This window comes from Actinosynnema sp. NPDC037264 (assembly GCF_055603705.1).
On sequence record NZ_JBVJVK010000013.1, the window covers coordinates 107,637 to 129,128 of the forward strand.

General features: G+C 72.8%; 21 protein-coding genes and 1 riboswitch. Of the genes, 11 read left to right on the top strand and 10 right to left on the bottom strand.

Annotated elements, in window-relative coordinates; genetic code table 11:
- The first annotated feature begins 55 nt into the window (after positions 1–55).
- Positions 56–751, top strand: coding sequence for a helix-turn-helix transcriptional regulator (locus tag ACZ7GX_RS17380; RefSeq protein WP_498777731.1), 696 nt, complete (start codon positions 56–58; stop codon positions 749–751).
- A gap of 138 nt (positions 752–889) precedes the next feature.
- Here the strand turns inward: ACZ7GX_RS17380 and ACZ7GX_RS17385 are convergent, their stop codons facing one another.
- Positions 890–3,121 carry an AAA family ATPase gene (locus tag ACZ7GX_RS17385; protein WP_498777733.1) on the bottom strand — a complete coding sequence of 744 codons (2,232 nt, stop codon included), beginning with the start codon at positions 3,119–3,121 and terminating at the stop codon, positions 890–892.
- A gap of 857 nt (positions 3,122–3,978) precedes the next feature.
- Positions 3,979–4,740: a hypothetical protein gene (locus ACZ7GX_RS17390; RefSeq protein WP_498777735.1), complete on the bottom strand. Its 762-nt coding sequence runs from the start codon at positions 4,738–4,740 to the stop codon at positions 3,979–3,981.
- A gap of 218 nt (positions 4,741–4,958) precedes the next feature.
- Between ACZ7GX_RS17390 and thiC the strand changes: the two genes are divergently transcribed.
- The 4 genes from thiC to ACZ7GX_RS17410 are packed head-to-tail and all read left to right on the top strand — an operon-like array spanning position 4,959 to position 8,869.
- The gene (gene thiC, locus ACZ7GX_RS17395) at positions 4,959–6,608 is read left to right on the top strand and encodes a phosphomethylpyrimidine synthase ThiC (RefSeq protein ID WP_498777737.1); all 1,650 of its coding nucleotides are present in this window, start codon (positions 4,959–4,961) and stop codon (positions 6,606–6,608) included.
- A 34-nt stretch (positions 6,609–6,642) separates the two neighbouring features.
- Positions 6,643–7,446: a bifunctional hydroxymethylpyrimidine kinase/phosphomethylpyrimidine kinase gene (gene thiD, locus ACZ7GX_RS17400; RefSeq protein WP_498777740.1), complete on the top strand. Its 804-nt coding sequence runs from the start codon at positions 6,643–6,645 to the stop codon at positions 7,444–7,446.
- Between the two features lie 10 nt (positions 7,447–7,456).
- Complete coding sequence (locus ACZ7GX_RS17405) at positions 7,457–8,266, top strand: class I SAM-dependent methyltransferase (protein WP_498777742.1); 810 nt, start codon at positions 7,457–7,459, stop codon at positions 8,264–8,266.
- Between the two features lie 45 nt (positions 8,267–8,311).
- Complete coding sequence (locus ACZ7GX_RS17410) at positions 8,312–8,869, top strand: VanZ family protein (protein WP_498777744.1); 558 nt, start codon at positions 8,312–8,314, stop codon at positions 8,867–8,869.
- Here the strand turns inward: ACZ7GX_RS17410 and ACZ7GX_RS17415 are convergent.
- Positions 8,796–9,320, bottom strand: coding sequence for a TetR/AcrR family transcriptional regulator (locus tag ACZ7GX_RS17415; RefSeq protein WP_498777746.1), 525 nt, complete (start codon positions 9,318–9,320; stop codon positions 8,796–8,798). The genes ACZ7GX_RS17410 and ACZ7GX_RS17415 overlap by 74 nt on opposite strands.
- A gap of 78 nt (positions 9,321–9,398) precedes the next feature.
- Here ACZ7GX_RS17415 and ACZ7GX_RS17420 point away from each other — a divergent pair, with 78 nt between their 5' ends.
- Together ACZ7GX_RS17420 and ACZ7GX_RS17425 are read left to right on the top strand one after the other, a co-directional pair.
- Positions 9,399–9,836, top strand: a complete 438-nt coding sequence (locus tag ACZ7GX_RS17420; protein ID WP_498777748.1) for an SRPBCC family protein — start codon at positions 9,399–9,401, stop codon at positions 9,834–9,836.
- Between the two features lie 151 nt (positions 9,837–9,987).
- Positions 9,988–10,242 (top strand): hypothetical protein, encoded by a 255-nt coding sequence (locus ACZ7GX_RS17425; protein ID WP_498777750.1) that lies wholly within the window; start codon positions 9,988–9,990, stop codon positions 10,240–10,242.
- 282 nt (positions 10,243–10,524) lie between these two features.
- On the opposite strand, the gene ACZ7GX_RS17430 is transcribed toward ACZ7GX_RS17425, so the two are convergent.
- From ACZ7GX_RS17430 to thiO, 4 genes are read right to left on the bottom strand one after another with little or no spacing between them, the layout of a single operon-like run.
- Entirely contained in the window at positions 10,525–10,956 is a 432-nt protein-coding gene (locus tag ACZ7GX_RS17430) for a MarR family winged helix-turn-helix transcriptional regulator (protein ID WP_230569728.1), read from the bottom strand.
- A gap of 58 nt (positions 10,957–11,014) precedes the next feature.
- Positions 11,015–11,770, bottom strand: coding sequence for a thiazole synthase (locus tag ACZ7GX_RS17435; RefSeq protein WP_498777752.1), 756 nt, complete (start codon positions 11,768–11,770; stop codon positions 11,015–11,017).
- A 1-nt stretch (position 11,771) separates the two neighbouring features.
- A complete protein-coding gene (gene thiS / locus ACZ7GX_RS17440) occupies positions 11,772–11,972 on the bottom strand; it encodes a sulfur carrier protein ThiS (RefSeq protein WP_498777754.1) in 201 nt (66 codons plus the stop codon).
- Positions 11,969–12,961, bottom strand: a complete 993-nt coding sequence (thiO, locus tag ACZ7GX_RS17445; protein ID WP_498777886.1) for a glycine oxidase ThiO — start codon at positions 12,959–12,961, stop codon at positions 11,969–11,971. Before thiO ends, thiS begins: the two co-directional genes overlap by 4 nt.
- Positions 12,962–13,073: riboswitch (TPP riboswitch) on the bottom strand.
- 44 nt (positions 13,074–13,117) lie between these two features.
- On the opposite strand from thiO, the gene thiE reads away from it, so the two are divergent.
- Positions 13,118–13,768 (top strand): thiamine phosphate synthase, encoded by a 651-nt coding sequence (gene thiE, locus ACZ7GX_RS17450; protein ID WP_498777756.1) that lies wholly within the window; start codon positions 13,118–13,120, stop codon positions 13,766–13,768.
- A gap of 8 nt (positions 13,769–13,776) precedes the next feature.
- A complete protein-coding gene (locus tag ACZ7GX_RS17455) occupies positions 13,777–14,532 on the top strand; it encodes a dioxygenase family protein (protein ID WP_498777888.1) in 756 nt (251 codons plus the stop codon).
- Positions 14,533–14,657: 125 nt separating this feature from the next.
- Here the strand turns inward: ACZ7GX_RS17455 and ACZ7GX_RS17460 are convergent, their stop codons facing one another.
- Positions 14,658–15,821, bottom strand: a complete 1,164-nt coding sequence (locus tag ACZ7GX_RS17460) for a S1 family peptidase (protein WP_498777758.1) — start codon at positions 15,819–15,821, stop codon at positions 14,658–14,660.
- Between the two features lie 541 nt (positions 15,822–16,362).
- Here ACZ7GX_RS17460 and ACZ7GX_RS17465 point away from each other — a divergent pair.
- Entirely contained in the window at positions 16,363–17,286 is a 924-nt protein-coding gene (locus ACZ7GX_RS17465) for a threonine ammonia-lyase (RefSeq protein ID WP_498777760.1), read from the top strand.
- A gap of 1 nt (position 17,287) precedes the next feature.
- Here ACZ7GX_RS17465 and ACZ7GX_RS17470 read toward each other — a convergent pair whose 3' ends face one another.
- Both ACZ7GX_RS17470 and ACZ7GX_RS17475 read right to left on the bottom strand, forming a co-directional pair.
- The gene (locus ACZ7GX_RS17470) at positions 17,288–18,745 is read right to left on the bottom strand and encodes an MFS transporter (protein WP_498777762.1); all 1,458 of its coding nucleotides are present in this window, start codon (positions 18,743–18,745) and stop codon (positions 17,288–17,290) included.
- 349 nt (positions 18,746–19,094) lie between these two features.
- On the bottom strand, positions 19,095–19,853 hold the full coding sequence (locus ACZ7GX_RS17475) for a GntR family transcriptional regulator (protein ID WP_230569723.1): 759 nt from the start codon (positions 19,851–19,853) through the stop codon (positions 19,095–19,097).
- Positions 19,854–20,094: 241 nt separating this feature from the next.
- On the opposite strand from ACZ7GX_RS17475, the gene ACZ7GX_RS17480 reads away from it, so the two are divergent.
- The gene (locus ACZ7GX_RS17480; protein WP_498777764.1) at positions 20,095–21,378 is read left to right on the top strand and encodes a sugar ABC transporter substrate-binding protein; all 1,284 of its coding nucleotides are present in this window, start codon (positions 20,095–20,097) and stop codon (positions 21,376–21,378) included.
- Positions 21,379–21,492 lie beyond the last annotated feature (114 nt).

The following is a 21,492-nucleotide window of genomic DNA, read 5'->3' on the forward strand; positions in this document are numbered from 1 at the left end:
TTCGCTAACCTTAGAGCCTGGCCCGAGATTTAGTCAACCAAAGTGGGTTTTAGAAATGGACGATGTCAGCCAGCCCGAGGGGCACATCTCGGCCGTCGCGGCGCTCGACGAGCCGACCCGTCGCCGGCTGTACGACTTCGTGGTGCGCCGACCCGCGCCGGTGAGCCGCGACGAGGCCGCCGAAGCCGTGGGCGTGCCCCGCACCACGGTCGCGTTCCACCTCGACCGACTGGTCGCCGAAGGGCTGCTGGAGGTCGTCCACGAACGCCGCACCGGGCGCACCGGTCCCGGCGCCGGGCGGCCATCGAAGCTGTACCGGCGGTCCGCCGAGCAGATCGCCGTGTCGCTGCCCGACCGGCGCTACGAGCTGGCCGGCCTCCTGTTGGCCGGCGCCCTCGCCGAGGTGGAGACCTCGGACGAACCGCCGCGTGTCGTGCTGCGGCGCCGTGCCCGCGCGGTGGGCCGCGACCTGGGCGAGGCCGCCCGTGGCGACCAGGACGGCCGGGCCGGCGTGCTGCGCGCGCTGGAGGGCTTCGGCTTCGAGCCGCGCGCCGACGAGCCCGACGCCTCGATCCTGCTCGGCAACTGCCCATTCCACAGCCTGGCCCGGCAGCAGACCGAGCTCGTCTGCGGCATGAACCTCAGCCTGCTCGACGGCCTGCTCGACGGCCTCGCCGCGACCGACCTGACCGCCCGCCTCGCGCCCTCGGCGGACCGCTGCTGCGTGCGACTGGACCCGGCCGACGGCTGAGCCGGGCCGGGCGGCGCCCCCGAGGCGGCCGTCGTGGTGGGTACTCGCGCGGAGGCCGACGCCGACGGAGGTCGTCCACCTCACCTGCCCGCTCCGCAGCCGTCCAGGTGGCACGAGCGCCCAGCACTCGCTCAGCCCTCAGCGCTCGCGCGACTTGGCGTAGGCGGCGAGGGTCGCGAGCTGGGCCGGGTCCAGCGACGGCCGGACCGCCTCGCGCGCCGACGCCAGGTGCGCGCCCGTGACCTCCGCCGCCGACAACGACTCGCGCATCGCGGTCAACGCGGCCTCCCGGATCAACGCCGCGCAGTCCGCCGCCGAGTACCCGTCCAACTCCTCGGCCAACGCGTCCAAGTCCACGTCCGACCCCAACGGCGTGTTCCGCGACGACGCCCGCAGGATCTCGGCCCGCGCCTCGGCGTCCGGCGGCGGCACGTACACGAGGCGCTCCAACCGGCCCGGTCGCAGCAGCGCGGGGTCGACCAGCTCGGGCCGGTTCGTCGCGCCGAGCACGATGACGTCGCGCAGCGGCTCGACCCCGTCCAGCTCGGTGAGCAGCGCGGCGACCACCCGGTCCGACACACCGGAGTCGGACGACTGGCCGCGCCTCGGCGCCAGCGCGTCGACCTCGTCCAGGAACACCATCGCGGGCGCCGCCTCGGCCGCACGCCGGAACAGCTCGCGGACCGCGCGTTCGGACTCGCCGACGAACTTGTCCATCAGCTCCGCGCCCTTGACCGAGAGCACGTTCAGCCGACCGGTGCCCGCCAACGCGCGGACCAGGAACGTCTTGCCGCACCCCGGCGGCCCGTAGAGCAGGAGGCCGCGCGGCGGCGCGACGCCGAGTCGGGCGAAGGAGTCCGGGTACTGCAACGGCCACAGCGCGGCTTCGGTGAGGGCCTGCTTGACCTCGGTCATGTCGCCGACGTCGGCCAGCGTCAGCCCGCCGGTCCGCAAAGTGTCCGAAGTGGACATCGAGATCGGCCGGACGATCTCCAGCGCTCCCAGCAGATCCGCCTGCGCGACGCGCGGCTCGTCCACGTCGCGTTGCCGCAGCGCGGCCCGGAGCGCCGCCTCCCTGCGCATCGCCACCAGGTCCGCGGCGACGAAGCCCGGTGTCCGGTCCGCGATCACGCCGAGGTCCACATCGGACTCGACGGGCACGTCGCGCAGCAGGACCCGCAGCAGCTCGGTCCGCACCTTGCCGTCGGGCAGCGGCAGCACGAGTTCCCGGTCGACCAGCTCGGGCACCCGCAGCCGCGGGTCGATCGCCTCCGGGTGCGCGCTGGTGACCACGAGCGCGACGCCGTCGGGCCGTGCGCGCAACGCGTCCAGCACGACGGTCGCGACCGGCGGCGCCGAGGTGGCGGGCAGCAACGCCTCGACGTCGGTCAGCACGAGCACGGACGGCGACCGCGACCCGGCCCGGGCGAGCGCGTCGGCGATCCGCTGCGCCGCCGCGTTCGCCTCCAGCACGGCGATGCTGGGTGCGGCGACCTCGACCACCGTGGCTTCGGCGCCCTGCGCGACGGCCCGCACGAACGTCGCCTTGCCGACGCCCTCGGGTCCGCTGACCAGTGCCGCCAGCCGGGGTGCGGCGCCGAGCCGGGCCAGCAACTCCGGGTGGCTGAACGTCAGGTCGAACCACTCCGCCAACCGCTTCGCGGCCTCCTGCTGCCCGACCAGGTCCGCCACCGGCACCGCGGGCGTCACGACCTCGACCTCCGCCGCGCTCACGCCGGTGGTCGCCGTCGCGGTCACGCTGACGGTCGTCGTGCCGCCGGTTCCCGACACGACCGCGGGCGCGTCACCCGTGCGTGCGCCGTCACGCCAGCCGACCACCGTCGACGGCTGCACGGCGACCGGCCCGGACGGGTCGGCGGAGGTGATGGTGAGCAGTTCGTTGGTCCACGTCATGCCGATGGCGTTGGACAGCTTGCGGCGCGTGGCGCTCACGTCCGAGCCGGGTGGTGGGGCCAGGTCCTGCGGCAGGAGGGAGACGGCGTCGCCGACGGTCAGCACCTTGCCGGTCAGCGCCATGCGCAGCGTTTCGGGGGTGAGCGAGGTGCTGGCCAACCGCGATCCGGCCACGGTGACGGAGCGTGCGGCGGCGACGTCCACCGGGGCCACCACGACCTCCGAGCCCTCCACCACGCCGAGGTTGGACAGGGTCACGTCGTCCACCAGCACCACGCCGGGCGGGCCGTCGCCGGCGGTCGCGGCGGCCAGGGCGGCGCTCACCCGGGCACCGGTCAGTCGCACCGCGTCCCACGCGCGCAGGCCCAACGCGTCCAGCACCTCCGGGTGCAAGCGGACCACGCCGCGGCGGGTGTCCAGGGCCGAGGGGGACAGGCGGGCGGTCAGCGTGATCACGGGGTGAGCGTAGTTGGGGTGGGCGGCCGGGGGCGCGTGGTCGGGCCGGATCGGGGCGGGCCGGATCGGGCTGACGGGCCGGATCGGGGTGACGGGCCGGATCCGGCGGCAAGGGCCAGGCGACCGGCAAGCGACCGCTCGATTCGCGGGCCACTGATCGGGGCGCGCGGGGCGGTGGGCGCGGGATGCGACGGTCGATGTGGGCCGGGCTGGTGGCTGACGGGCAGCCGACGGGGGCATGTGCGGGCGATGCGCGGCAGGCGCGGCGGCAGTGCGGGGGGCGCGCGGCAGGTTCGGCGGCGCATGGCAGGCCGGGCAGACGACGGCGCGGCGACACGTGACCGGCGCAGGCATGCGCGGCAGCGCGGCGGGTGCAGCGATGTGGGCCAGGCGACAGGCCGGGCACGCGGGCAGACGGAGGGTGCGGGCCGGGCGGAGGTGTGGGTCAGGTGGTGGCAGGTGTGTGGGGTGGTGGTCGGGGCGGCAGGTGTGGGGTTGGGGTGGGTGGTGGGTCAGGTGGGGGGTGCGGCTGGCTGGTGTGGGGCGAGGGTTGGTTGCGGGCCTCGTTGTTCAACCGACGTTTCACGGTGGCGATAACGGCGTTCTCGTTCATGCCCTTTTTCAGGATCACTCGGATGGGTGACCCGGCGGACGTGGGCGAAGGAGGTGGAGAGGGGTTTGCCGCAGGTCACGGTGGGGCGATGTGGAGTTCGTTGGCGGCGTTGGTGGTGGCGTCCTTCCTGATCGCGTTGTCGCCCGGGCCGGGCACGGCGCTGGTGTTGCGGCACTCGGTCCGCGGCCGGCGGAGTGCGGTGGCCGTGGTCGCGGGCGCCTGGTACCTGGTGCTGGTCGGCGCCCTAGACCGGGTCCGCGGCCGGCTCGCCCGGGCCGGGGTTCGGCGCGCCCTGGACCGCGTCTGCGGTGGCGTGCTGGTCGCGCTGGGCCTTCGCCTGGTGGTCGACGCGCGGTGAGCGCTCGGGGCGTCGCCAGGGCAGTTCGGGGTACGACGCCAGCTCGACGTGCGTGGTGCAGCCGGCCAGGTCGGCGTACGCGCCGGCGAGCACCGCGGCCCTGATCCGCCGCACCTGCCCCACCGTCGGCAACTCCCCCACCAGCAGGAACGGCACCAGCAGCCGCCACGCGCCCACGGTCGCCGCACGGGCCCGGTGCGGTGCGCGCAACGTCGCCCTGGCCACGCGCAACGCGTGCTCGCCCGCGTCCATGGCCCGCGGGTACCCGGCGTGGTCCCACGACCAGCGCAGGCCGTCGGCCATGGCGCAGCGGACGCAGTCGGCGGGCCCGGTGGCCAGCTCCTCGCCGCACTGGGTGCACGTGAGCAGGGTCATCGCCCAGTCGGTGCACGTCCACGGGTGCCTGCCCACCTCGTCGGCCAGCACGAGCTCGGCCAGCTCGCGCTCGCCCGCGCCGCCTTCGGCGAGCTGCTCGGCGGCCAGCAGCTCCTGCCAGTCCAGCAGCCAGTACTGGTCGACGAGCTCCGCGCAGAACCGGCACGCCGGGTAGCCGCGGCCCGCGAGGTCGCCGCACGACGGGCACGGCGAGACGGCGGCGGGGCGGGCCACGCGCCGGGCGCCGGGCGGGAACGGCTGGTGATCAGCCACGCGGTGAAAGGTACGCGCAAACGGTGGCGCTTGGCATCCGCACCTTGGCATCCGCACCGGGCCGTGGCTATGGTCAGGCCGACAGCTCGACACACAACAACTCAAAACACGCGGGAGCTCGCGCCACAGCGGGCTGAGAGGGTGGCTGGAGCGCAACGGCTCCGGTGCCGCCGACCGCCTGAACCTGACCGGGTAATGCCGGCGTAGGGAGGAATGTCGTGACGGCACTTGACGACCGTTCGGTCAAGCCGAGCGTCACCACCGGGCCGATCTCGGGCTCGCACAAGGTCTACCGCGAGGTGGACGAGGGTGTGCGGGTCCCGTTCCGCCGGGTGGAGCTGACCAACGGCGATCACGTCGATCTGTACGACACTTCCGGTCCGTATACCGACGACAACGCGACCATCGACGTCCACAGTGGACTTCCCGAGCTGCGCGCGGACTGGATCGCCGCGCGCGAGCCGGTCGGCGGGGCGGTGACCCAGCTGGCGTACGCCAAGGCGGGGATCATCACGCCGGAGATGCGGTTCGTGGCGGCGCGCGAGAGCATGAGCCCGGAGTTCGTCCGGGACGAGGTGGCGATCGGCCGGGCGGTCATCCCGCTCAACCGCAACCACCCCGAGGCCGAGCCGATGATCATCGGCAAGAAGTTCCTGGTGAAGGTCAACGCGAACATCGGCAACTCGGCCGTGACCTCCTCGATCGAGGAGGAGGTGGAGAAGATGGTGTGGGCGTCGCGGTGGGGCGCCGACACGATCATGGACCTGTCCACGGGCAAGCGGATCCACGCGACCCGCGAGTGGATCATGCGGAACTCGCCGGTGCCGATCGGGACGGTGCCGATCTACCAGGCGTTGGAGAAGGTGGACGGCGATCCGGCGAAGCTGTCGTGGGAGGTCTACCGCGACACCGTGATCGAGCAGGCCGAGCAGGGCGTCGACTACATGACGGTGCACGCGGGCGTGCTGCTGCGGTACGTGCCGCTGACCGCGAAGCGGGTCACGGGCATCGTCTCGCGCGGCGGGTCGATCATGGCCGCGTGGTGCCTGGCGCACCACAAGGAGAGCTTCCTCTACACGCACTTCGAGGAGCTGTGCGAGATCCTGCGGACGTACGACGTGACGTTCTCGCTGGGTGACGGCCTGCGGCCGGGTTCGATCGCGGACGCCAACGACGAGGCGCAGTTCGCCGAGTTGCGGACGTTGGGCGAGTTGACGCACGTCGCGCGGTCGCACGACGTGCAGGTGATGATCGAGGGCCCGGGTCACGTGCCGATGCACAAGATCGCGGAGAACGTGCGGCTGGAGGAGGAGTGGTGCGGCGAGGCGCCGTTCTACACCCTCGGGCCGCTGGCCACGGACATCGCGCCCGCGTACGACCACATCACCTCGGCGATCGGGGCGGCGCAGATCGGCTGGTTGGGCACGGCGATGCTGTGCTACGTCACGCCGAAGGAGCACCTCGGCCTGCCGAACCGGGACGACGTGAAGACCGGCGTGATCACGTACAAGATCGCGGCGCACTCCGCCGACCTGGCCAAGGGGCACCCCGGCGTGCAGGACTGGGACGACGCGCTGTCGAAGGCGAGGTTCGAGTTCCGGTGGGAGGACCAGTTCAACCTGTCGCTGGACCCGGACACCGCGCGGTCCTACCACGACGAGACGCTGCCCGCGGCGCCCGCGAAGACGGCGCACTTCTGCTCGATGTGCGGGCCGAAGTTCTGCTCGATGAAGATCACCCAGGACGTGCGGCGGTACGCGGAGGAGCGCGGTCTGTCCACTGTGGAGGCGATCGAGGCGGGCATGTCGGAGAAGTCGCACGAGTTCACCGACCACGGGGCCAAGGTGTACCTGCCGGTGGTCGACTGATGGGGGCACGCGTGAGCCCGGCCGGGACGCGCTGATGGCCGCCACGCCACCGAGGGTCCTCACCATCGCCGGGTCCGATTCCGGCGGTGGTGCGGGCCTGCAGGCCGACCTGCGGACGCTGTTCGCGTGCGGTGTGCACGGGATGACGGCGGTCACGGCGGTGACCGTGCAGAACTCGCTGGGCGTCACCGGGTACACCGAGGTGCCGCCGGAGGTGGTGGCCGCGCAGATCGAGGCGGTGGCCTCGGACATCGGGGTGGACGCGGCGAAGACGGGGATGCTGGCGTCGGCGGCGATCATCGAGGCGGTCGCGGCGGCGGTGGACCGGGTCGACGTCGGGCCGTTCGTGGTCGACCCGGTGGCCGCGTCGATGCACGGGCAGCAGCTGCTGGCCGACGACGCGCTGGACGCGTTGCGGACGTTGCTGTTCCCGAGGGCGACGCTGGTGACGCCGAACCTGGACGAGGTGCGGCTGCTCACCGGTGTCGACGTGCGCAGCCGCGCCGACCAGCGCAAGGCCGCCGAGGCGCTGCACGCGATGGGCCCGCGGTGGGTGCTGGTGAAGGGCGGGCACCTGTGGGACGACCCGGAGTGCCTCGACGTGCTGTACGACGGCGCGGAGTTCGTCGAGCTGCTCGGGCCGCGCTACGACGTGAAGCACACGCACGGCAGCGGCGACACGCTCGCGTCGGCGATCGCGTCGCAGCTCGCGCGGGGTGCGGACGTGCCGACGGCGGTGCGGTTCGGCAAGGACTTCATCGTCCGCTCGGTGGCCGCCGCGTACCCGTTGGGTGGCGGGGTCGGTCCCGTGTCGCCGCTGTGGCGGTTGGAGGGCTAGCGTCGAGGGGGTGAAGGTCGACCTGACCGGCGCCCCCGAGACGATGTTGGCGACGCTGTACGCGCGGGCGCTCGACGCCCGCGCGCAGCGCCCGATCCTCGGTGACACGGCGGCGATCGAGGCCGTGTCGCGCATCGAGTACGACTTCCCGCGGACCGGCATCACCGCGTCGACGGCGGCGGGTGTCGCGATGCGCGCGAAGCTGCTGGACGACTGGACCGCCGACTTCCTGGCCCGGCACCCGTCCGCGACCGTGCTGCACCTGGCGTGCGGGCTGGACGCGCGGGCGCGGCGGGTGGGGTTCGGGTCGGGCGTGCGGTGGGTGGACGTGGACTTCCCGGCGGTCGCCGAGCTGCGTGAACGGCTGCTGGACGTGCCGGCCGGGGACTACCGGCTGGTGCACGCGTCCGTCACGGACGGCGGGTGGTGGGACGGGGTGCCCGCGGACCGGCCCGTGGTCGCCGTGTTCGAGGGCCTGACCATGTACCTGACCGGGGACGAGGTGCGGGACCTGGTGCGGCGGGTCACGGGCCGGTTCGGCCGGGGTGAGCTGCTGTTCGACGTGTACGGGTCGTTCGGGATCAGGTTGCAGAGGTTCGTGCCGGCCGTGCGGCGGGCGGGTGCGACGCTGCACTGGGGGTTGGACGACCCGACCGTCGTCGAGGGCTGGCACGAGGGGTTGAGGTGCGTGGACGCGGTGCGGTCAGTGGAGCTGCCGCAGATCGCGGCCGAGCCGTGGCCGGCGCGCGTCCCGATGTGGGTCATGGCGCGGTTGCCGAAGGTCAGGGACGTGGGGCGGGTGCTGCGGTACCGGTTCTAAGGATGTTCTAAGCCACCGCTGTGGAACTCAGGCGTCTTGTATGGCATGAGCGCACTTCAGGACGCCTACGTGGCCGAGCTGGTGTTGAGCCAGCCCGAGGCGGTGGCGGCGTTGTTCGCCGGATCGGTGTTCTTGGGCGCGGTCGGCTTCGTGGTGGCGCGGCGGCGGGGGTGGGCGGCGCTGCCCGCCGTGCTGGCCGGGTGCGGGATGGCGTTGGCGCTGGCGGTGACCTTGGCGCGGCCGGGCGGGTCGTTCTCGGTCGCCACGACCGACCCGATCGGGATGTGCGTCGCGAACGAGTTCTCGATGGCGGGGTCGTTGGCGCGGCTGAACCTGCTGATGCTCGTGCCGTTCGCGTTCTTCGGCACGCTCGCCACGCGGCGGCCGTTCGCGGTGCTGGGCGTGGCGGCGGCGTTCAGCGGGGCGGTGGAGTTCGTGCAGGCGTTGACCGCGATCGGGGTGTGCGAGGCGCAGGACTTCATCAACAACACCGTGGGCGCGTTCTTCGCGGTGCTGGTGGCGTGGCTGCTCACAGTCGCCGCAGGTAGCCCTCGTACAACGCGCGCAGGTCGACCGTCTCGGGATCCAGCAGCCACAGGGTGAGCGCGCCTTCGAGGAACGCGACCAGCTCGGTCGCCCGCTCGGCGCCGAGGCGGTGGGCGAACGCCTGCCGCAGGGCGCGGTTGCGGGTCAGGAAGCGGGTGCGGACGTCGTTGTCGGCGGCCAGGTGCTCGGCCTGCAGGACTGCGTGCAGCGTGGCCAGGCCCTTGTGCTCCACGGTGTAGTCCGCGTCGGAGAGCAGCGCGGCTTTGAGTCCTTCGACGCCTTGGTCGGCGTGCTCGGCGACGCGGGCGGCGGCACGGGCGTCGAACTCGTCCAGGACGGCCTTGAGCAGGTTCTCCTTGGACCCGAAGTGGTGGATGACGGCGGAGGGCGTGACGCCGGCGCGGGCGGCGATGGCGGCGACCCCCGTGCCCGCGTAGCCCTGCCGGCCGAACAGCTCGATGGCGGCGTCGACCAGCGCGCGACGCCGTTCGACGCCGCGTTGCTGCACCTGCCCCTTGACTCCTGCGATGGCCGCGAGCTTATCGGGGGTGACGGCGGGCCGTGCGGGCAATTATCCTGCACGATCATGCAGGAAAATGAGCTGAGGACGACCGTCACCATCTCCGCGCCGATCACCCGCGTATGGGCGGTGCTGACCGATTTCCCGAGGTACCGGGAGTGGAACGAGCTGATCGAGTACGTGTCGGGCACGGCGGTGGCGGGCGCGGAGGTGCGCACCCGGGCCGCTTGGGGGTCGCCCGCGCAACGCGAGTTCGAGGGCCGGATCACCGCCGTCGAGCCGCCTCACCTGCTGGCCTCGGAGGGCGGCGACCCGGACCTGTTCTTCGGCCGGCACCGGTGGGAGCTGTCCGAGGAGTCGCCGGGCGTGACGCGCCTGGTGAACCGCGAGACGTGGACCGGCCCCCTCGCCGCTTCGGTGTACGCGTCGAGCGTCGACCTGCTGACCGGCGAGTTCGACGCGTTCAACCGGGCGTTGAAAGCCGAGGCGGAACGGCTTGCTTGACCTGGATGCGCGTGCGGTTTCGGGCACGTTCCGACGAGGTCCGCAGGCTCGGGCTATTCGCTTGGCTCGACGGCCCTCCGAACCCGAGACTGGGGCGGTGCCACGTGCTGCCCGAACCCGTGCGCTGCTGCGTGCCCGCGTTCTCGACGTCGTGAGCAGGTGGGATCCGGAATCACTGCTCGCCTTCGAGGCGCCGCGGGACGAGTACGAGCCGGAAGCCAGAGCGTTCGCCGCGCTGCTCAATCGGGGCGTCACCATCACGCCCGAGGTGGTGCGACAGGTCTGGGAGGACTGGTTCGGTCCGGATTCGGCGTTCGTGCGCTTGGCGTCGCCCGCGGTGTTGGCGGAGTTCGCCGGGGAGCTGAACCAGGCTGCCGCCCCAGCCGAGGGGTCCGCGCAGGGGTGACCACCGGTGCGGCGACGCGGCTGCGCTTGCGGTCGCGCCGGTCGACGTGCCGCCGCGGACCCATCCAGCCGACGCTTGGCCGGCACTGCGCAAGGGGAACGCACCGCCGGCATCGCCGGCAGGGGAACGCTTCGCCGGGATCCCGGCAACGGAACGCCTCGCAGGCACCCCCGACAGGAGCCACGCTTCGCAGGCGTCCCCGGCAAGGGGACCCCTGCTTTTACCCTGCCACACCGGTACGACGATTCCGAGGCCGCGAGCGCCGGCTGTGGACAACCCCGGTCAGCCGACCTCGCCCACCAGTTCCTCCAACGCGGGCAGGGCGTTGACGAGGGCGTCGCGGTGTTCCGGCGCCAGCTCCTCGATCCGCCGCTGCAACTCCCGCACCCGCGCCGACCGCACGCCCGACACCATCGTCACGCCCTCCGGCGTCGGCGTCGCCAGCCACGCCCGCCCGTCCTGCGGGTCGGGCTCACGCCGCACGTACCGGGCCTCCACCAGCGCCGCCACGATCCGCGACAACGTCGGCGGCGCGACGCCCTCCTTCGCGGCCAGGTCCCCCAACCGCATGGGACCGCACCGCGCCAACGTGGCCAACGCCGACACCGCGCCCGGCCCGAGCCCGGGCGACCCGGTGCGCCGCAGCAGCCGGGATAGCCTGCCGATCGCGAGGTACAGCCGGGCGGTGGCGTCCTCGACCTGGTCGGCCGTCACGGCACTCCTCCTCGGGCAGACGGACAGGATGGAGCATCCATCATGCCGTGCCCCGCAATCACCCCACTGCCGGACTCGACGCGTGCGCCCAGAACCGCTTCGGGATCCGCCCCGCCAGCTTCGCCAGCCGACCGGCCTCCACCCCCGCGCGCATCGCCGCCGCCATCCGTTCGGGGTCCTGCGCCCTGGTCACGGCGGTCGCCAGCAGCACGGCCGAACAGCCCAGCTCCATCGCCAACGCCGCGTCCGACGCCGTGCCCACCCCCGCGTCGAGGATCACCGGCACGGACGCGCGCGACACGATCAGCTCGATGTTGTGCGGGTTGCGGATCCCGAGCCCGGTCCCGATCGGCGAACCCAGCGGCATGACGGCGGCGCAGCCGACCTGCTCCAGCCGCAGCGCCAGCACCGGGTCGTCGGACGTGTAGGGCAGCACCACGAACCCGTCGTCGACCAGCTTCTCGGCCGCGTCGAGCAGCTCCACCGGGTCGGGCAGCAGGGTCTGGTCGTCGGCGACCACCTCCAGCTTCACCCAGTCCGTCCCCAACGCCTCCCGCGCCAGCCGGGCCGTCAGCACGGCCTCCGCAGCGGTGCGGCAGCCGGCCGTGTTCGGCAGCGCCGGGATGCCCAGCCTGGTCAGCAGGTCGAGCACACCGCCGCCGGAGGAGTCCAGGCGCCGCATCGCGACCGTCGTCAACTCCGTGCCGGACGCCACCAGCGCGCGTTCCAGCACCGCCAGGTTCGCCGCGCCACCGGTGCCCATGACCAGGCGCGAGCCGAACTCGCGCCCGGCGATCACCAACGGGTCGTCCACGTCACCCTCCCTGCACGGCGGTCAGCACCTCGACCGCGGAACCGTCGGACAGCACCGTCGTCCCCCACGCCGCGCGCGGCACGACCTCGCCGTCCAGCGCGACCGCGACACCGCGGGGCGGGGCGTCGAGCAGCGCCAGCACGGTGGCGACGGTCGACCCGTCGGCCAGTTCCCGCTCCAGACCGTTGACCTTCGCCTTCACCGACTGCTTCCTCCTTCGCGGAGCAGGGAGAGCACCCGCCGCGCCGTGACGGGGGCGAGCAGCAGACCGTTGCGGTGGTGGCCGGTGGCGGCCAGCACGCCGGGCTCCAGCCACTTGACCACCGGCGCGTTGTCGGGGCTGCCCGCGCGGAACCCGGCGGCGACCTCGGTGAGCGCGTACTCGGCGATGCCCGGCCACACCACCTCGGCGTCGCGCAGCAGGTCGCGCACGCCCCCCACGGTCACGTCACCGTCGAACCCGGCCTCGTACTGGGTGGCGCCGAGCACGAACCCGCCCTCGCGCGGCACCAGGTAGACGGGGCGGCCGGAGACGTGGGCGCGGATCGTGTGCCGGGGCGGCGGCAACGCGCCGGGTCGCGCCGACAGCCGCAGGATCTCGCCCTTCACCGGGCGGATCACGTCGCGCAGCAGGGGGTGCAGGTCGCGGCTCCACGCGCCGGCCGCGATCACCGTCACGTCCGGCTCCGCGGCGGGCTCGGCCGCGAACACGACACCGCCGGCGGCGCACGCCTCCCGCAACGCGCGCAGCAGCGCCCGGTTGTCCACGGCGACGTCACCCGGCACCGACAGTCCACTTCGGACCGAGCCGAGGCCGGGCTCCACCGCGCGCAGCTCACGACCCGTCAACCGGGACGCCGACCGCCCCATCCGGCCCAGGTAGGCGCACAACTGGTCCAGCACCTCGACGTCGGCCCGGTCGACCGCCACCGCCAACGTCCCCGCGGGACTCAGCTCGACGCCGAGCGAGCGCGCGAACTCCGGCCACAGCGCCAACGACTCCACGCCGAGTGCGAGCACGTCCTCGTCACCGGGCCACGCCTCGGTGATCGGCGCCAGCATCCCGCCCGCGACCCACGAGCCGCCGTGCGGCGAGCCGCGGTCGACGACCTCCACCGCGTGACCGGCGCGCGCGGCGTACCAGGCCGTGGACAGCCCGATGACACCACCGCCGAGGACGGTCACTCGCATTGCCAAGGCACTCACGCTCCCTGCGCCGGCATGACCCGGATCAGGTTCGACGGTCGGAGCGAACCACGCTCCCTCTCAGCCCGGTGTGTTCCAGGCTCCCGTGCGGACCACGTCCACCGTAGCGCACGGAACGCGCCGGCGGTTACCGTGCCGCCCGTGCCAGGACTCGACGGAACGCGGATCAGGCGGCGGCTCGCCGACGCACGGCTCTACCTCTGCACGCCCGCGCGGCCCGACCTCGCCGAGTTCGCGGACGCCGCGCTCGCCGGTGGCGTCGACATCGTGCAGTTGCGGGACAAGGGCCTCGAAGCCAAGCAGGAGATCGCGGCGCTGGAGGTGCTCGCCGAGGCGTGCGCGCGGCACGGCGCGCTGCTCGCGGTGAACGACCGGGCGGACGTGGCGCTCGCCGTGGACGCCGACGTGCTGCACCTGGGCCAGGACGACCTGCCGGTGCCGCTCGCGCGCCGGGTCGTCGGGGACGACGTGGTGATCGGCCGCTCCACGCACGACGTGGGGCAGGCGCGGGCGGCGGCCGTCGAGCCGGGGGTGGACTACTTCTGCACCGGGCCGTGCTGGCCGACGCCGACCAAGCCGGGCCGTCCCGCGCCGGGCCTCGACCTGGTGCGCGCCACGGCGGGCACGACCGACCGGCCGTGGTTCGCCATCGGCGGCATCGACGCCGACCGGCTGCCGCAGGTGCTGGAGGCGGGCGCGGAGCGGGTCGTGGTCGTGCGCGCCGTCACGGAGGCCGAGGACCCCCGCACCGCCGCCTCTTGGTTGAAGCTTCAACTAAAGGGCGTACAGTAGTCCGCGTGATGCCTGTGCTGTACCTGGGCCACGGGGCGCCCCCGCTGGCCGACGACGAGCGGTGGACCGGCGAGCTGAGGTCGTGGTCGGCGGGGCTGCCGCGCCCCGCGTCGATCCTCGTCGTCTCGGCGCACTGGGAGAACGACCCGCTCACGCTGGGCGCGACGACGACCGTGCCGCTCACGTACGACTTCTGGGGCTTCCCCCGGCGGTACTACGAGGTCACCTACGCCGCGCCGGGCGCGCCCGACCTGGCCCGCGAGGTCATCGGGCTGCTCGACCGCCCAGTCGCGCACGACGAACGGCGCGGGCTGGACCACGGCGCGTACGTGCCGCTGAAGGAGATGTTCCCCGAGGCGGACGTCCCGGTGTTGCAGATGTCCCTGCCCAGCCTCGACCCGCGCGACCTGTTCGACGTCGGCCGCCGGCTGGCCCCGCTGCGCGAGCAGGGCGTGCTGATCGTGGGCAGCGGGTTCATGACGCACAACCTGAGCTGCGTAGACCTGTCCGCGGCCCCCGACCACCGGCCGCCGTCGTGGTCGGCCGAGTTCGACGACTGGGCGGGCCGGGCGCTGGCCGACGGCGACGTGGACGCGTTGCTGGACTTCCGGCGCAAGGCTCCCGCCGCCGGCGTGGCCCACCCGCGCACCGAGCACTTCGCGCCGCTGTTCGTGTCGCTGGGGGCGAGCGCCGCGCAGGAGGCCACGACCACCGTCGACGGCTTCTGGTACGGGCTGTCCAAGCGGTCCGTGCAGTTCTCCTGAGCGGACGCGGAACGCCCCCGAGCCGGTCGGGCCCGGACGCGGAACGCCCCCGAGCCGTCGGCCCGGGGGCGTTCGCCAAGCGGTGCGCGGCCCACAGGGACGACCGCGCGCCTGTGTCCGCGAGGTCAGCCGCGGGTCAGGCTCAAGCCGTAGGCGCTGAGGATCTCGCCGACCGGCTGGAAGAAGGTCGTGCCGCCGGAGGAGCAGTTGCCCGAACCGCCGGAGGTCACACCCTGGGCCTGGCTGTAGCCGGAGCCCGCGACCCACGAACCGCCCGAGTCACCGGGCTCGGCGCAGGCGTTCGTGCGGGTCATGCCGTACACGGCGCCCTGCGCGTAGTTCACCGTCTGGTTCTTGGCCTGGACGGTGCCGCAGCGCCAGCCGGTGGTCGAGCCGGAACGGCAGATCGCCGCGCCGATCGCCGCCGAGGTGGAGCCGGTCACGGTGACGTTGGAGCCGTTGTAGCGGTTGACCCACGGACGCGAGGTCCAGCTGGAGTTCGTCCGCACCCAGGCGTAGTCGTTGCCCGGGAAGGACGAGCCCGCGAACGAGCCCTGCGAGACGCGGTTGTAGCCGGTCGTGGCGTTGCCGACCCGACCGCAGTGACCCGCCGTCACGAAACCGCCGCTGACCGCGAAGCCGACCGAGCACCGGCCGCTGCCGATGTAGTACGCGTCGCCGCCGCGGGTGTCGTACAGGGTGGTCGGGCTCTGGTCGACCTCGACCACCCGGACCGCCGGGCTGACCGACTTGGCCGAGGCCAGGAACGCCTCCGCCGCCGCGTCCCGCTGGAAGCGGTTGACCTCGACGACGACCGAGTTCGTCTGCTCGTCGACCCGCCAGCCGGTGATCGACGACGGCGCCGACAGGGTGTCGATCGTCGACTTCGCGCCGGCCAGCTGCTGGTGGGAGAAGGCGACGTACTTGGCGTCGGCGCCCGCGGCACGGGCCGCGCCCGCCTTCGCCGAGTCGGTCACCGCGACCACCAGCTTGCCGGTCGCCCCGTTGATCCACGAGCCCGCGTAGGCGCTGCCGACCGCGGACCGCGCCGCGGACTCGACCTCACCCGCCCGGGTGTCACTCGCCAAACGGGCGGTGACCTGTTCGGCGGTCAGGCCGAGGTCACGTTGCGCCGCTTGGAGCAACTCGGCGGGGTAGCTCTCCGTGTCGGCCGGGCTTGCGCCATAGGGGGCGGCGGGTGCCGCGATGGCCGGTACGCTGAGAGCTGTAGCCGTGCCGGTGGCCAGCAGGACGGCCGTGGCAAGGCGGACCGCACTCGTGCGGTTCATTAGGCGTCTCCCTCATCTTCGGGTGCAGGGAACCCGAGAGCCTGGTTGCAGGGACCGCTCTCGGGGGCTCTAGGGGGACGGGTGGTGGGGCGGCGGCAGGGGTCGCCCCACCCCTTTACTTCTCGCCCGTGTCGTCGCCCGGGTTCGAGTCGGTGAGTCGGCGGTCGGGCCCGAGCTCGGCGAAGCGCACGGCAAGGACGGCGCTCGCGTGTCTCGCATGGCACTCCTCCCGATCTCTACCGACCAGTACTCACCCGTTCGAGCGACGTTATGACTCCGTAACCTGTTACGGCCCGAGCCATCCGAGGGCGAAGTGTGTCACAGGACACGCCGACGTGACTGCGCTGTGTAGCGTTTGACAGTTAACTCTCACTCAAGGTAGTGAGTCGATCACCGATTCGGGCGGTTTTGCCAGAAGTAAGCGATTCGGTTAAGCCAGCCACGGACGTGTGAATGTTGTTGCCCCGGGCGGGTGAAGCAGGAGGAGTTCCGGTAACGACCCGTGTACTCGTCACACCGCCGCAGGGGTGAGGATCGACGCATGGGACTCGTCACCATCTCCGACATCCGGGCCGCCGCCGACCGCATCGAGGGCGCGGCGGTCCGCACTCCCCTGCTGCGGTTCGACGACGGGTTGTGGCTCAAGCCGGAGAGCCTGCAACCGGTCGGCGCCTTCAAGATCCGCGGCGCGTACAACGCGCTGGCGCGGCTGACCGAGGACGTGCGGGCGCGCGGCGTCGTCGCCTACTCCAGCGGGAACCACGCCCAGGCCGTCGCCTACGCGGCGAAGCTGTTCGGCGTGCCCGCGGTGATCGTCGTGCCGGACGACACCCCGCGGGTCAAGGTCGACGCGACCCTCTCGCACGGCGCCGAGGTCGTCCAGGTGCCGATGGCGCTGCGGGAGGCGCGGGCCGCCGAACTGGTCGCGGAACGGGGCGCGACGCTGATCCCGCCGTTCGACCACGCGGACGTCATCGCCGGTCAGGGCACGGTCGGGCTCGAGGTGATCACCGAGAAGCCGGACGTGGCGACGGTGCTCGTGCCGGTCAGCGGCGGCGGGCTGATCTCGGGCGTGGCCGCGGCGGTGAAGGCGCTGAGCCCGTCCACGCGGGTGATCGGGGTGGAGCCGGAGCTGGCCGGTGACGCGGCCGAGTCGCTGCGGGTCGGCACGCTGGTCCGGTGGCCGGCGGGCGACCGGGCCCGGACGATCGCCGACGGGCTGCGCGCCGAGCCGTCCGAGCTGACCTTCGAGCACCTGCGCGCCTACGTGGACGACATCGTGACGGTGTCCGAGGAGCAGATCGGCGAGGCGGTCGGCGTGCTGGCCCGGCGGGCGCGGCTGGTGGTGGAGCCCAGCGGCGCGGTGACCGTGGCCGCGCACCTCGCGCGGCCGTCCTCGGGTCCGACCGTGGCCGTGCTGTCCGGCGGGAACGTCGACCCCGAGGTGTTCGCCCGGTACCTCTGAGTCAGTCGGGCACGCGGGCGGGCGGGCCGTCGACGCCGCAGCTGTGGCACTCGGGCACTTCGGGCGTCGGCTCCAGGACGCGGTTGTCCACGCCGACGGCCATCAGCCCGCCGACGATCGACGCGACCGCGCACACCAGCAGGGCCGTCTGCCAGCCCTCGGTGAGCGCGGTCGGGTCGGCGTACTGGGCGCCGGTCAGGCCCGCCACGGCCGGCAGCACGGCCACCGCGACCAGGCTGCCGGTGCGGGCGACGGCGTTGTTCACGCCCGAGGCGACCCCCGCGTACCGGTCGGGTGCGGCGGCCAGCACGGTCGCCGTCACCGGCGCGACCACGGCCGCCAGGCCGAAGCCGAACACCAGCAGGCCGGGCAGCACGCCGGTCCAGTAGCCCGCGCCGGGCTCGACCCAGCGCAGCATCAGCATGCCGACGCCGATCAGGACCGGTCCTCCGACGAGTTGGGCGCGTGGCCCGATCCGCTGGGCGAGCGCGCCGGAGCGTGCGGACAGGGCGAGCAGGATCAGCGTGATGGGCACGCTGGCCAGGCCGGACGCCGTCGGCGAGTAGTGCAGTGAGACCTGCAGTTGCAGGACCATCAGCACCATCACCCCGCCCAGGGCCGCGTAGACGAGGAACGTCAGGGCGTTGGACAGCACGAACGTGCGGTTGGCGAACAGCTGGGGCGGCACCAGCGGGTCGGCGCCCCGGCGTTGCAGCACGACGAACACCACCAAGCCGGCAACACCGACCACCCCGGCGGTGACCACGAGCGCGTCGGCGCCCCGGACCGGCGCCTCGACCAGCGCGCCGGTGATGCCCGCGAGGCCGATCGCGCCGACGACCGACTCGCCGATGTTCGGGCGGCCGGTGAGGGCCTCGTCGCGGGATTCGGGCACGTGGCGGCGGGCGAGCCACACGCACAGCGCCGCGATGGGCAGGTTGATCAGGAACGCGAGCCGCCACGACCAGGCCTGCACCAGCAGGCCGCCGAGCAGCGGCCCGATCGCCGTGGCGACGCCGGACAGGCCGGACCAGGCGCCGATCGCCCGGCCGCGGTCGGCACGGGCGAACACCGATTGGAGGATGGCGAGCGAACCGGGGGTGAGCAGCGCGCCGCCGATGCCTTGGAGCACGCGTGCGACGACGAGCAGTTCGGTGGTCGGCGCGAGGCCGCAGAGCAGGGAGGCGGCGCCGAACCAGAGCACGCCGAAGGTGAAGACCCGGCGGCGGCCGTACCGGTCGCCCAGCGAGCCCGCGATCAGGATCAGCGAGGCCAGGGCCAGGAGGTAGCCGTCGAGGATCCACTGGAGGCCGGCCACGGAGGCTTCGAGCTCGGCGCCGATGCGGGGCAGCGCGACGTTGACGATCGTGCTGTCGAGCATCGCCATGCCCGACCCGAGGATGGTCGTCGCCAGCACGGCCTTCGCCCGGCCCGTGCCCCACACCACAGTTTCCGCCACAGATCCATTCTGCTCTCGGAGTTGTCCACAGGCCGACCCGGAGCACCCGGAACCGTCGGTGGCCGCCGGCAGGATGAAGAACGGGGGTCCCCCTGGGCGGGGTACGCGGTTGGGTCAGGACGAGCTCGTGCGCGCGGGCGGTGCACTGAGCCCACGGACGCTCGCCGCGCTCAATGAGGCACTCAAGATCGCGCTTGCGCTTCCGTAAGCACCGGGATCGAACCAAAGGCCTCTGACCTGCGGAAACCGAGGACCTTACGCGCGGCGTCGATCATGCTTCGAGTCAACGCCACCCGCTTGCCACTGGACGCCGCCCGGTCACGCCTCGCGACCGGGCGGCGGCACGGGCTCAGCCCGCGGGACGGTTCAGGGTGGCGACGAACTTGTAGCGATCACCCCGGTACACCGAGCGCACCCACTCCACCGGGTTGCCCTCCGTGTCGAACGAGTGCCGCGACAGCAGCAGCATCGGCAGGCCGATGTCGGCCCCCAGCAGCTCCGCCTCCTCCGGCGACGCCAGCGCGGTCTCGATGGTCTCCTCCGCGTGCCCCATCTCGACCCCGAACCGCTCCCGCAGCACCTGGTACAGCGACGCGCCCGGCGCGAGGTAGCGCCGCAGGCCGCGGAACCGGCCCAGGGCCAGGTGCGTGGTCTCGATCGCCATCGGCTCGCCGTCGGCCAGCCGCAGCCGGTGCAGCCGGAGCACCTTCGCGCCCGCCCGCACGCCGAGCAGCCTGGCCAGCTCGGCCTCGGCGGGCATCTCCGACGCCTCGATCAACCGCGACGACGGCTGCCTGCCCTGCGCCTTCATGTCCTCTGTGTACGACGACAGCTGAAGCCGTTGCGCCACCTTGGGTTCCGCGGCGAACGTGCCCTTGCCCTGCACGCGCAGCAACCGACCCTCCACGGTCAGTTCGGCAAGCGCTTGCCGCACCGTCGTGCGCGACACGTCGAACTCCGCCGCCAGCGAACGTTCCGTCGGGATCGGCGATCCGGGCGGCAACGCGCGCAGGAGGTCGAGCAGATGCCGCTTGAGTCCCCAGTACTTCGGCTCGCGCTGCGCGCGAGTCCTGGCGTCCACGCCAGTCGCAGGGCTCGTCTCGAGCATGCCTTCCTCCTCGCCCCTTGCCAGCCGACCTTGCCAGCGCTCCCAGACACAGGATGCCTTGTCCTCGTCGGATCGTGCGCCCGAACCCCCGACAAGCGCCAAGAAAATGATCCGATGACTTTGCAACGGTCCAGCAACGGCCTTGACATGCCCTGTGGCGAGGCACACTCTAGGCCGCATTGGTCTACACCACTTTGGAGTTCCGGTCGTGGGATCGGGGCATGGGGAAAGGGCGCACAACGTGAAGGGCTGGAGAGGACTGGCCGTAGGTGCCGCCGCACTCGCGGTGGCCGTGGCCGGATGTGGCACGAGCTCCGACGGCGGCAGCGGAAACTCCGGAGAACCCAAGACGCTGACGGTGTGGTTGATGGACGGCTCGGCGCCGACCACCCTGACCGACGCGCTGAACAAGGAGTTCCAGGACTCGCACCCCGGCGTGACCGTCAAGTACGAGATCCAGAAGTGGAACGGCATCCAGGAGAAGCTGACCACCGCGCTGACCAGCAACAACCCGCCGGACGTCATCGAACTGGGCAACACCCAGACGGCGAAGTTCGCGGCCGAGGAGACGCTGACCGACCTCAGCGCGGACGCCGCCGGCCTCAACGGCGACCAGTGGCTGGGCGGCCTGGAGGACTCGCTGACCTGGGACGGCAAGAAGTACGGCCTGCCGTTCTACGCCGCGAACCGCACGGTCATCTACCGGACCGACCTGTTCGAGGCCGCGGGCATCACCGCCGCGCCGAAGTCGCGTGACGAGTGGATCGCCGCGATCGAGAAGCTGAAGACGGCCAACGCGGCCGACCCCGACTTCCAGCCCCTCTACCTGCCGGGCCAGTCCTGGTACGTGCTGCTGTCCCTGATCTGGGACGAGGGCGGCGACGTGGCCAAGCCGCAGGGCTCCGCCTGGGCGGGCGCGCTCGACACCCCGCAGGCCAAGGCCGGCCTGGAGTTCTACAAGAAGCTGGTCGACACCTCCGGCACCAAGGCGCCGAAGGACGCGGACGAGGCCACCCCGCAGCAGATGGAGGTGTTCGCCACGGGCAAGGTCGGCATGATGATCGGCCTGCCGTGGGAGCTCGCGGGCGCGGTCAAGGCCAACGCCGACCTGAAGGAGAAGACCTCGGCGTTCGCCATCCCGTCGAAGACCGCGGGCAAGACCGCCCCGGTGTTCCTCGGCGGCTCGAACCTCGCCATCCCGGCCGGCAGCAAGAACGCCGACCTGGCCAAGGAGTACCTGAAGCTGCTGTCGTCCAAGAAGTACCAGGACATGCTGGCCGAGGGCGGCGCGGTGCCCGGCACCTCGACCGACACGGCCAAGCTGGCCACCACCCCGATCGGCAAGGCGCTGGCCGAGTCCGCCCCGAACGGCAAGGTCACCCCGACCACCCCGTCGTGGGCTGCGGTCGAGGCGGGCCAGAACCCGCTGAAGGACATGCTGACGGCGTACCTGACCGGCGCGAAGCCGCTGGACCAGGCCACGTCCGACGCCAATGCGGCCTTGTCGAAGACCCTGGCCGGATGACGATCGGATGACGGCCGTGCACACGACCGACGCCGGGGGGGGGGGGGGGGGGGGGGGGGGCGGGGGAGGGGGGGGGGGGGGGGGGGGGGGGGGGGGGGGGGGGGGGGGGGGCGT